The organism is Gammaproteobacteria bacterium (assembly GCA_013696315.1).
Lineage (GTDB): Bacteria > Pseudomonadota > Gammaproteobacteria > JACCYU01 > JACCYU01 > JACCYU01.
This window is the reverse complement of record JACCYU010000052.1, coordinates 1-11,770: the sequence shown is the minus strand read 5'-3', so window position 1 is coordinate 11,770 and position 11,770 is coordinate 1. Positions and strand designations below refer to the sequence as shown.

The following is an 11,770-nucleotide window of genomic DNA, read 5'->3' as shown; positions in this document are numbered from 1 at the left end:
CATTCGGCCGCATTTTCTATTCAACAGCATGAACACCATCGCGAGCCTCACCCGCACGAGTCCGGAACTCGCGGAGAAGGCCGTTGAAGACCTCGCCGATCTTTTTCGCGGCTCGCTGGGCCAACAGGATATCGTCACCCTGGAGCAGGAACTCGAGTTCGTGCGACGTTACATCAACATCGAGCAGCTGCGCCTGGGCGATCGCCTGACAGTCGAATGGCGCGTCGAGGATGACGTAGATACGGACGCCAAAGTTCCGGCGCTGGTCTTGCAGCCGCTGATGGAGAACGCTATTTATCACGGCATTGAGCCGTTACCCGCAGGCGGGGTGGTCAATCTGCGCATCGTGCAGCATAAAGGGCGTATAAAGATTGCGATCGAAGGCGAGCTAGCCTTTCGATTTCCGGGTCGCGCGCCGGCCGCGTTGCCGGGTGAGGAGGTTATACTCGCGGGCAAGCAGCATTGCCAGCCCGTGGTGGAACTCCGATAGTCTCATATGTCCGGCGCCGAACTCGTCCGTATCGCAACCCGTAGGAGCCGCCTTGCCGTCTGGCAGGCGGAGGCAGTCGCGGCGCAACTTCAGAACCTGCATCCAGAGCTTGAGGTCGAGCTGGTCGGCATGAGCACCCAGGGTGATCGGGTGCTGGACAGCCCGCTCGCCAAAATCGGCGGCAAGGGGCTGTTTGTAAAGGAGCTGGAAGACGGCCTGCTTGACGGGCGCGCCGACATCGCCGTGCATTCCATGAAAGACGTGCCGATGGCCTTTCCGCCGCAACTGCACCTGCCCGTTATTATGCGACGCGAAGATCCGCGCGACGCTTTCGTGTCTAACCGGTTCGAGTCACTCGCGGCGCTGCCGCCCGATGCGCGCATTGGGACATCCAGCCTGTGTCGGCAATGCCAGATTATGGCGCAACTGCCCGGCGCACGAATCCTCGAACTGCGCGGCAACGTCAACACGCGGCTGGCCAAGCTCGACGCAGGCACTTTCGAGGCCATTATCCTCGCGGCGGCCGGTTTGAAGCGGTTGGGTCTTGAAGATCGAATCCGCGAATATATAAGCACCGACTGGAGCCTGCCCGCAATCGGTCAGGGCGCGATTGGCATCGAGTGCCGGCGCGATGACTCCCGGATCAACGAACTAATCGCACCGCTGGACGATCCCGAAAGCAACGCGCGCGTTCTGGCGGAACGCGCAATCAACGCGCGGCTCAATGGCGGCTGCCAGGTGCCGATTGCCGGGTTCGCGCAACTGACTGACAATGAGATCTTCATACGTGGCCTGATCGGCTATCCGGACGGGCACCGGATCATCCGCGGTCACGCCCGGGGCGAGGTCGTGGATGCCGAGCCATTGGGTCGCGAGGTTGCCGAGCTGCTGCTGGCCCAGGGCGCCGGCAAAATCCTGGCTGCTCTGGGCATGGAAGTTCCCTATTATCAATGATGAACGGCGGTAGCTCTGACTTCGCCGCGGAGCGACCGCTGGCTGGCGTGCGCGTCATGGTCACGCGGGCGCCCCACCAGGCCCACGCGCTGTGCGACATGATTGAAGCGGCCGGCGGAGGGCGCGTGCGCCTGCCCGCACTGGAAATTTCGGCGCCCGAAAACCCTGCCGGGGCGGACCGGATCATCGGTCGCCTCGCCGAGTTTGAAATCGCGATTTTTGTAAGCCAGAACGCGGTTAACTATGCGCACGAGCGCGCGTATGCGCTGGGGACGAACTTCGCGCAGCTGAAACTCGCGGCGATCGGAGACAAGACCGCCGCGGCGCTGCAAAGGGCCGGTAGACATATCGACATCTGTCCCCGCGGGGGCTTCACGACCGAGGATCTGCTTAAGATCCCCGAGATGCGCGACGTTCAAGGCCGCCACATTGTAATCTTTCGCGGTGAGGGCGGGCGCGAGTTGCTCGGCGCAATCCTGCAAGCGCGCGGGGCGTTAGTGGTCTACGCCGAAGTGTATCGAAGAACGGTGCCGCGCGGGCTGTCCGCGATGTTGCGTCAATGCCTGGAGAGCAACCCTGTCGACATTATCGCCATCGCCAGCGGCGAGGCGCTGTCGAATCTTGACGACGCCTGCGCCGCTGAATATCGAACTCGATTGCATCGAACGTGGTTATTAGTGGGCAGCTCCCGCATGCGAGCCCAGGCGGAGATAGCGGGCTTCAGCAACATCGAAGTCGCGGACGATCCCGGCGACGAGGCTATGTTCGAGCGCCTGTCGCATTGGGCCAGCCACCGCGTGCCTACATCCAAAACACGGACGGAAAGCCCCGGATCTTAGGGCTGACTGCGCTTGCTCCTGATCCATTTTATGACCGGCATCCATTGTTCGCGGTCAACCACGGTGGCGTGCGCGGCCAGCTCGAAAATACTCAAGCCCTGCTCGGCGGCGCGAATGTAGTTCTGGCTGTCGCGCAGCATAGTCAGGAACGGGGCTTTCTGTTTGGTTAGAAATTCGTCCAGCTCCCAGTAGATATTGGTGTAGTAGCGCGCACGATTGGCGACCAGCGCGAACTTGGCCTCCTTGCGCCCGATCCGGCCATTTTTCTTGATCTCCGCGATGAAGTCCGCGGCCGCGCGCATGTCCAGCGGCGACGGCAACACCGGGATGAGGATGGTTTCGGCGCGACGGATCATTTCCTTGAGCGGCTTGCCGTGCAGCGCAGCCGGCGTATCCATAATCACAAAATCCGTGTCGCGACCTACCTTCCCGCTGTTGTGATTATGCCCCAGTGCCTGGATGCGTGGCCGCGCCGCCGACCGCGCGCCAAGCCAGCCTGTGGCGCTGCCTTGTGGGTCCAGATCGACCAGCGCAACCTTGTTGCCAGTCGATGCCAAAGCGCCGGCCAGATTGGTCGCCACGGTGGTCTTGCCGGAGCCACCCTTGGCGTTCAGTATCATGATGTGGCGCATGATCTCGACCCCTTGTTGTGTTGCTGGGTTGTTGCTGGACAACGATAGCCTGATCGGACCTATATTCAGATTATATTCAATTCCCGCCAAATCTCATCCACACGGCGTTTCACCGTCTCGTCCATGGTTATGGCGCGCCCCCATTCGCGTGTCGTCTCGCCCCGCCTCGCGTCCAGCCCCAGTTTTGAACCTAAGCCCGACACGGGCGAGGCGAAATCCAGATAATCGATCGGCGTGTTTTCGATGATCACCGCGTCGCGTGCCGGATCGACTCGCGTGGTCAGCGCCCAGATTACGTCTTTCCAGTCGCGCGCGTTCACATCGTCGTCGACCACGATGACGAACTTGGTATACATGAATTGCCGGAGATAAGACCACACGCCCATCATGACCCGCTTGGCGTGACCGGGATACTGTTTTTTCATGCTCACCACCGCCAGGCGATAGGAGCAACCCTCGGGCGGCAGATAAAAATCCACAATCTCCGGAAACTGTTTCTGCAGCAGCGGGATAAACACCTCGTTTTGCGCCACACCAGGCATGGCGGGCTCGTCGGGCGGGCGGCCCGTGTACGTGCTGTGATAAATGGGGTTCGTGCGATGGGTAATGCGCTCGATGGTGAACACCGGAAACGTTTCGACTTCGTTGTAATAGCCTGTGTGATCGCCAAAAGGCCCTTCCGGCGCCGTCTCGCCGGGCTGGATGTAACCCTCCAGCACGATCTCGGCCGACGCGGGCACGTAAAGATCATTGGTCTGACATTTAGCCTGCTCGGTGCGCGCGCCGCGCAGCAGGCCAGCGAACGCAAATTCTGACAAGGTATCGGGGATTGGTGTTACGGCTGCCAGAGTAGTGGCCGGATCAGCGCCGCGATGCGACAACCAGCGCATAATGACTTTATTGGGACCGATGATCTGCTGGCGATAGATCCCTAAGTTCTGGCGATCTTTTAGGGGACCTCGGGTGACCACCAGTCCCCACGTGATTAACGGCCCGGCGTCACCCGGCCAGCAGGTCTGCACGGGGAAGCGCGCAAGATCGACCTGGTCTTTTTTAATTGTGTTCTCCTGGCAAGCGGCGCGAGTGACGGTTTTCGGCGCCATATCGAGGATTTTCTTGAAGATCGGCAGACTCTTCCAAGCGGACTTCAGGCCCTTCGGCGGATCCGGTTCTTTTAGAAACGCCAGCAATTTACCCACCTCGCGCAAGGCTTCAACCGACTCTTCCCCCATGCCCAGCGCCACGCGCCGCGGCGTGCCGAACAGGTTGGCGAGTACCTGAATGGTCGAACGTTTAGGCTTCTCGAAAAGCAACGCCGGGCCCCGCGCGCGCAGAGTGCGATCGCATATTTCGGTCATTTCAAGGCAGGGATCGATCTCGTGCCGGACGCGCCTGAGCTCGCCCGCCGCTTCCGGGGTCGCGACGAAATCGCGTAAATCCCTGTACTTCACAGCCTGTTTTTCACGGCGCGTGGACCTGAACGCCTCCGAATTCGGCGATCACGGGCGCGTGATCGGATGGCCGCTGCAGGCCACGCGGCGTACGGTCGATCCGGCACGAGGAGCAGGTTTGCGACAGCTCGGCACTCGCCAGAATAATATCGATGCGCAAACCTAGACCACGGCGAAAGCCGGCCGCGCGGTAATCCCACCAACTATATGATTTTTCCACCTGCTCGAATTGCCGAAACGTGTCAACCAGGCCCAGCGCTATGAATGTCTTCAACGCCTCGCGTTCCGGCGTGCTGCACAGAATCTTTTCGAACCAGAGGTCGGGGTCGTGCACGTCCGCATCCGCCGGTGCGATATTGAAGTCGCCAAGGATCACAAAGTTTCTATGGCTGGCAAGCTCATCGCCCACGTGTGCGGCGATCCTGTGCAGCCAGTCCAGCTTGTAGGCGTATTTCTCCAAACTGACCTGCGAACCGTTGGGTACGTAGACGTTGAAAATGCGCAACTCGCTTTCGCCGTCGGACACGCTAGCCGCCAAGGTGCGCCGTTGCGGGTCGTCCAGGCCCGGGACATCGCGCACCACCTCCCGCAACGGCGTGCGGCTCAAGATCGCGACGCCGTTGTAGGCTTTCTGCCCCGAGTAAACGGTGTGATAGCCGACATCAGCGAACGCCTGTGCTGGAAATTGTTCGTCGCTGACCTTGGTTTCCTGCAAAGCCAGCACGTCCGGGGCTGTCGCGGCGAGCCAGTCGAGCACGTGCCCCAGGCGTATGCGCAGCGAGTTGACGTTCCAGGTCGCGACCTTCACAGGATTTGCTAACCGCCGCTGCTATGCCGCCATGCCGTTGTGACGCAGCAACGCGTCGATACGCGGCTCACGCTTCCTGAAATCCCTAAAAAGCTCCATCGCGGGCCGGGTGCCACCGCGTTCCAGAATGCAGCGCAAGAATCGCTGTCCCGTATCGCCGTCGAACAGGCCGTGTTCCTCAAACGCCGCGAAAACATCTGCGGACAACACTTCCGCCCACTTGTAACTGTAGTAACCGGCGGCGTAACCGCCTGCGAAAATGTGCGTGAAGCCGTGCTGGAAGCGGACGAACTCGGGCGGCTTCACCACGGCGATCATGTCGCGCACTTCACTGAGAATCTCTTGCATGCGACTTCCACGGTCAGGCTGATATTCAAGATGCAGTCGCAGATCGAACAGCGCGAACTCCAACTGACGCAACGTCTGCATGCCGGCGAGAAAATGCTTGGTTGTGAGCAGCTTCTGGTACAGCTCCTCAGGCAGGCGCTCGCCGGTCTCGTAGTGCCGCGCGAACATGTCCAGCGCGGTGCGTTCCCAGCACCAGTTCTCCATGAACTGACTCGGCAGTTCCACCGCATCCCACTCGACTCCGTTGATGCCGGCAACGCTGGGGTAATCGACCAGGGTAAGCAGATGGTGCAGCCCGTGGCCGAACTCGTGAAACAGCGTAATGACCTCGTCGTGGGTAAACAGTGCGGGCTTGTCGCCGATCGGCGGCGAGCTGTTGCAGGTCATGTACGCCACCGGCAACTGTACGCCCTCGTTTGTACGCATGCGGTTAATGCACTCGTCCATCCAAGCGCCGCCGCGCTTATTCGGACGCGCGTAGAGATCCAGATAAAACTGCCCGCGTACGGCGCCATCGGCGTCCGTAATCCGATAAAACCGCACATCCGGATGCCAGGTTTCCACATGGTGAGCGTGCTCGATGCGGCATCCGTACAGCCGGCCGACCACCTGGAACAGCCCGCCAAGCACGCGATCGACGGGAAAGTAAGGCTTGAGATCTTCCTGCGCCAGTGCGTAGCGATGCTGGCGCAGTTTCTCACTGATGTAGGCGACATCCCAAGGCTGCAGATCGGCGATGCCGGCGTGCTCGGCGGCAAAGTCCTTTAACTCAGCGAGCTCCTGTTGCGCCACGGGTTTGGCGCGCTGCGCCAGATCCTCGATAAACTCGATTACCTTGAGCGGCGACTCGGCCATCTTGGTGGCGAAGGATTTCTCGGCGTAGTTGTCATAGCCCAGCAGTCTGGCGGCTTCGTAACGCAATGCCACAATCTTCTCCAGGGTGTCGCTGTTGTCCCATTGACCGGCGTGCGGACCCTGATCGGACGCGCGGGTGTTGTGCGCCGTGTAGAGTTCCCGGCGCAGTTCGCGATCGTCGGCGTAAGTCATTACCGCAATGTACAATGGCGTCTCCAGGGTGACTTGCCAGCCATCGTCGAGGCCATTGTTGCGGGCGCTTTGCCGCGCCATGTCCAGCGACGATTCAGGCAGACCGGCGAGCGCCGCAGGGTCCGTTACGTGCTTTTTCCACGCGTGAGTGGCATCCAGGACGTTGTCCTCGAACTTCGATTGCGTCTGCGACAGCTCCTGCTGGATGGCCTTGAGACGGTCCTTGTCCGCGGGCTGCAAATGCACGCCGCTCAACCGGAAATCCCGCAGGGCATCTTCGATGGTTTTCTGCTGGGCGGCATCGAGCGCTTTGAACTGGTCGCTGTCATGAATGGACTGGTACGCCTTGAACAACGGCTCGTTCTGGCCGATTTCAGTCCCGTATTGACTCAGTTTTGGCAGGCAGGCGTTGTAGGCGGCGCGTAACGCGGGGCTGTTCATCACCGAGTTCATGTGGCGCACCGGCGACCACGCGCGGCTTAACCGGTCATCGACGACTTCCAGCGGATAAATCAGGTTATCCCAGTTGTATGTTGAATTGCCCTCAATAAGCGCCTTGATCTTTGCGCGGTTATCAGCCAGGAGGCTTTCGATCGCTGGCTCGACGTGTTCAGGCTTGATGCGCGTAAACGCCGGCAGATCATTCTGTTCAAGTAGTGGATTACTCATGAATATCTTAAAACTCAAATATCTAGATTATTGACGAGCAGTGCGTTCTGCTCGATGAATTCACGTCTGGGCTCGACCTGGTCGCCCATCAGCATCGTAAACACCTGGTCGGCGGCGACGGCGTCCTCGATATTCACCCGCATTAGACGACGCGTCTCCGGGTTCATCGTCGTTTCCCACAGTTGGTCGGGGTTCATCTCGCCCAGTCCCTTGTAACGCTGAATGTCGCGGCCACGGCTCGCCTCCGTCATTAGCCACTCCATCACCTGCTTGAAGCTGGCGACCGGTTGCGTGCGCTCGCCGCGCTGAATATAGGCATCCTCGCTTAACAGTCCGTGCATGCGCTCGGCCATTGCGCGCAATAACCCGAAATCCGGCGAGTTAAAGAACTCCTGGCGAAACACATCGTCGGTGCCTACGCCGTGCACCAGCTTTGTGATGATGGTCGGCGTGGCGCCATCGGCATCCGTGTCCATGCGCCAGGCATAGCGGGTTCCAGACGGCTGATAGGCATTGATACGCTGCACGACATCATCCATCCAAGCGCTCAGCACGGCCGGCCTGCGGTGTGCATCGATGGCCAGTGGGGGACCGGACAGCATTTCCTCCAGCAGCGCGCGATCGTAGCGGCGCGCCAGGCGACGAATCGCGGTCATTACGGCGTTATAATCCCGCGCCAGATCTTCCAGCGCCGCGCCGCTCACCGGCGGGGCCTGCCTGTTGACATGCAACTGCGCGCCATCCAGCGCCACGCTTAACAAAAACGCGGTGAGCTCCGTTTCGTCCTTGGCATAGATCTCCTGTTTGCCGCGCTTGACTTTGAACAACGGAGGTTGCGCGATGTACACGTGTTTGCGTTCGATGAGTTCTGCCATCTGACGGTAAAAGAACGTGAGCAGCAGAGTGCGGATGTGCGAGCCGTCCACGTCCGCGTCAGTCATGATAATAATGCGATGGTAGCGCAGCTTGTCGGCGTTGAATTCGTCGGGCCCGATACCGCAGCCCAGCGCGGTAATCAGCGTACCGACCTCGGCCGATGACAACATCTTGTGAAAGCGCGCCTTCTCCACATTCAATATCTTGCCTTTGAGCGGCAGAATTGCCTGGGTACGCCGATCCCGCCCCTGTTTGGCCGAACCGCCGGCGGAATCGCCCTCGACCAGAAACAGCTCGGAGTGCGCGGGATCCTTTTCCTGACAGTCGGCGAGTTTGCCGGGTAGACCCGCGATGTCCAGCGCACCTTTGCGGCGTGTCATTTCGCGCGCCTTGCGTGCCGCCTCACGCGCCCGCGCGGCGTCTATGATCTTGGCGGTGATCATCTTCGCCTCTCCCGGGTTCTCCAGCAGAAAGTCGGACAACGCGTCGCTCAAGGTCGATTCCACCACGCCTTTGACTTCGGACGAAACCAGCTTCTCCTTGGTCTGGGACGAGAATTTCGGATCCTGGACCTTAATCGACAAGACCGCCGTCAGTCCCTCGCGCGAGTCGTCACCGGTCATCACGAGCTTATGTTTCTTGGCGAGACCTTCGCGCTCCATGTACTGATTGAGCGTGCGCGTGAGTCCGCCGCGGAAACCCGCCAGATGCGCGCCACCATCCCGCTGAGGAATGTTATTGGTGAAGCAGAAGATGCTCTCCTGGTAAGAGTCGTTCCATTGCAACGCCACTTCCACGTTCACAGCGTCCCGCTGCGTGGTGAAGTACACAACCGTCTGGTGCAAAGGGGTCTTGTTGCGGTTCAGGTGCTCAACGAACGCTCGGATACCGCCCTTGTATTCGAATACGTCGGTCCTGTCGGTGCGATCGTCCGCCAGCACGATACGCACGCCGGAATTAAGAAACGACAACTCGCGCAGCCGCGCGGCCAGAATATCGTAATGGAACTCCGCGTTGGTGAATACCAGTGGGTCCGGATAAAACCGCACCAGTGTTCCAGTTTCGTTACTAGATTCAGTAGCTTGCAGCGGACTTACCGGTTTACCGGAGCGGTATTCCTGCCGATAAACCTGGCCCGCGCGATAAACAGTTAAATCGAGACGAGCGGACAAGGCATTGACCACCGACACACCCACGCCGTGTAATCCGCCGGATACCTTGTAGGCGTTATCGTTGAATTTACCGCCAGCGTGCAGCACCGTCATTATGACTTCTGCGGCGGAACGCCCCTCTTCGGCGTGTATATCGACCGGTATGCCGCGGCCGTTATCGGCAACCGATGCGGCGCCGTCCGTATGCAAGGTCACCGTGATCTCACTGCAGTAGCCCGCTAACGCCTCGTCTACGGCGTTGTCGACGACCTCGAAAACCATGTGGTGTAAGCCGGTCCCGTCGTCGGTATCGCCGATGTACATACCAGGCCGTTTTCGGACAGCGTCCAGCCCTTTTAGCACTTGAATGCTGGTGGAATCGTATATTTTTTCAGTCATGAACGGCTCGTTTATCAGTTGTAACATTATACCAGTTGTCGCACGCACCCTTGTTCCACGTGAAACAATCGGGCGAAGGGGCAGACATTTAGATCGAGGTCGCTCGCCACAATCGAGGTGACGAATATCTGGAGACCAAGTCCGATCAGCGTCTGGAGCACGAAGTTCTGATAACGCCGCTCGAGTTCGGCGGATAAATCATCGACAAGAAATACGCAGCGGTTTCCGGTTTTATCCACGAGCAAGTTCGCCTGCGCGAACTTCAGCGCAGTCGCAATCAATTTTTGCTGGCCGCGGGATGCGATGCCGCTGGCCGGGCGGCCATTAATCAGCAATTCCAGATCAGCGCGATGCGGTCCTCGCTGCGTATGACCACGCTCCATATCCGCTGCCAACTCGCTCTCGAGCAACTCGTTAAGGGGCTGATCGTTCGGCCACCCGCTGTGGTAACGCATTGTAAGATGCGCGTCGCCAGGCAATTCCTTTACGTAATTCACCACGACCGGAGCCAACATACTGAGGTACGAACGGCGAAACTGATCGATGCGGCTTGCCGTCTCGCAGAACTCGACATTCCATGCGCGTACGGCGGCGACGTTAGCGCCGCTCTTTAACGCTGCATTGCGTTGCTGAAGCGTACGCTGCATGCGTCGCCATGCTGGTAAAAACTGAGGTTCCACGTGAAACATTCCCCAGTCTAAATAGTTGCGTCGATGAGATGGACCCCCCTGAATCAATTGGTGGCTTTCGGGATGAAGCGCCTGCACCGGCATTAGCGTTGCCACCTGCGCGATCGACTCGGCGGGCTCGCCCCCGATTCGCGCGTGTGTGCCCGACCGCGACTTCTCAACCCCGACGTTACGAATCGAGTGCTTCGATAACTTCAGGCGCGCGCCGATCGTGAGTTGCGGCTTACCCGTCGTTACCAACTCACTGAAAAGGTGACCGCGGAAACTTCGACCCCGTGAAAGCAGGTCGATACTCTCAAGAAGGGTGCTTTTTCCGGCAGCGTTCCCTCCACAAATCAGATTGACGTGACTGCATGGCTGTAATTCGGCGTGCTCGATGTTGCGTAGGTTATTGATCGTGAGTCGTTCAATAATCATTTCCGCGCGAGATATCGAAACCGGCCGGAATTCGAAAAAGCCTCGAATGACGCGTTTTCTGAAACCGCAGGCGAATTTCGCTCAGGGTGCATCACAACCGCATGGGCATCACCACATAAAGCGAATCCTCGGAAACAGAGGCACGCAACAAGGCGCTGCTGTTAGCGTCTTTGAGCTTGATTTCGATGGCGTCACTATTGATGGCGCCCAATACGTCGAGCAGATAATTGACGTTGAAACCGATTTCCAGCGGTTCACCGTCGTATTCCACTTCCAGGTCTTCCTCGGCTTCTTCCTGATCGGGATTGTGCGCCTGAATTTTCAAGGTCTGACCATCGAGGGCAAGACGCACGCCACGGTACTTTTCGCTCGACAGAATTGCGGTCCTGATCAATCCCTGGCGCAATGCCTCGCTGTTTACGCGCAGCGTTTTGTCGCTATCCTTTGGCAACACCCGGTCGTAGTCCGGAAAACGTCCATCTACAAGCTTCGACGTAAACCGCAGTTCACCAATCCGCGCCCTGATGTGGTTGGCGCTCAGTTCGATGTCGATGGTTCCATCGCCATCAGTAAGCAATCGCTGCAACTCCTGCACCCCCTTGCGTGGGATGATTACCTGACTGACGACGTCATCGGCAATCTCGATCCGCTCTATGCTTGTGGCGAGGCGATGGCCGTCAGTCGCGACGGCGCGCAGACTGCCTTCGCCGATATGCAGCAGGAGCCCGTTGAGGTAATAGCGGACATCCTGCTGCGCCATGGCAAAGGACGTCTTTTCAATAAGGCGTTTGAGTGCCTGCCGCGCCAGGGTCACGCGCTGCCCGGCGCGAATATCCTCGATAACCGGGAAATCCGCGGCTGGCAAGGTGGCGAGCACAAACCGGCTTCGCATCGCGGAAAGCGTGGCTCTGCCTTCCGCGACCTGCAAGCTGAGATTCGCGCTTTCGGGTAGATTTTTACAGATATCCAAAAGCTTACGAGCGGGTAACGTAGTCTCGCC

At 59.2% G+C, this 11,770-nt stretch carries 10 protein-coding genes; 3 read left to right on the top strand and 7 right to left on the bottom strand.

All coding sequences use genetic code 11. The features are described 5' to 3' along the window. The 3 genes from H0V34_03155 to H0V34_03145 form a co-directional block, all read left to right on the top strand. The coding region (locus tag H0V34_03155; protein MBA2490734.1) for a histidine kinase at window positions 1–490 on the top strand (490 nt) is incomplete at its 5' end. Between the two features lie 6 nt (window positions 491–496). Beyond that, the gene (gene hemC / locus H0V34_03150; protein ID MBA2490733.1) at window positions 497–1,444 is read left to right on the top strand and encodes a hydroxymethylbilane synthase; all 948 of its coding nucleotides are present in this window, start codon (window positions 497–499) and stop codon (window positions 1,442–1,444) included. Next, complete coding sequence (locus tag H0V34_03145; GenBank protein MBA2490732.1) at window positions 1,441–2,283, top strand: uroporphyrinogen-III synthase; 843 nt, start codon at window positions 1,441–1,443, stop codon at window positions 2,281–2,283. Before hemC ends, H0V34_03145 begins: the two co-directional genes overlap by 4 nt. Here H0V34_03145 and H0V34_03140 read toward each other — a convergent pair. The 7 genes from H0V34_03140 to H0V34_03110 form a co-directional block, all read right to left on the bottom strand. Next, window positions 2,280–2,915 (bottom strand): ParA family protein, encoded by a 636-nt coding sequence (locus tag H0V34_03140; GenBank protein ID MBA2490731.1) that lies wholly within the window; start codon window positions 2,913–2,915, stop codon window positions 2,280–2,282. The two genes, H0V34_03145 and H0V34_03140, sit on opposite strands and share 4 nt — an antisense overlap. 65 nt (window positions 2,916–2,980) lie before the next feature. Then, a complete protein-coding gene (locus H0V34_03135; GenBank protein MBA2490730.1) occupies window positions 2,981–4,366 on the bottom strand; it encodes a UbiD family decarboxylase in 1,386 nt (461 codons plus the stop codon). Between the two features lie 10 nt (window positions 4,367–4,376). After that, window positions 4,377–5,174 (bottom strand): exodeoxyribonuclease III, encoded by a 798-nt coding sequence (xth, locus tag H0V34_03130; protein MBA2490729.1) that lies wholly within the window; start codon window positions 5,172–5,174, stop codon window positions 4,377–4,379. A gap of 21 nt (window positions 5,175–5,195) precedes the next feature. Beyond that, window positions 5,196–7,238 carry an oligopeptidase A gene (prlC, locus tag H0V34_03125; GenBank protein ID MBA2490728.1) on the bottom strand — a complete coding sequence of 681 codons (2,043 nt, stop codon included), beginning with the start codon at window positions 7,236–7,238 and terminating at the stop codon, window positions 5,196–5,198. 14 nt (window positions 7,239–7,252) lie between these two features. Beyond that, the gene (gene gyrB / locus H0V34_03120; GenBank protein ID MBA2490727.1) at window positions 7,253–9,664 is read right to left on the bottom strand and encodes a DNA topoisomerase (ATP-hydrolyzing) subunit B; all 2,412 of its coding nucleotides are present in this window, start codon (window positions 9,662–9,664) and stop codon (window positions 7,253–7,255) included. A 26-nt stretch (window positions 9,665–9,690) separates the two neighbouring features. Beyond that, on the bottom strand, window positions 9,691–10,770 hold the full coding sequence (recF, locus tag H0V34_03115; protein MBA2490726.1) for a DNA replication/repair protein RecF: 1,080 nt from the start codon (window positions 10,768–10,770) through the stop codon (window positions 9,691–9,693). A gap of 91 nt (window positions 10,771–10,861) precedes the next feature. Next, on the bottom strand, window positions 10,862–11,770 hold a 909-nt coding region (locus H0V34_03110; protein ID MBA2490725.1), incomplete at its 5' end, for a DNA polymerase III subunit beta.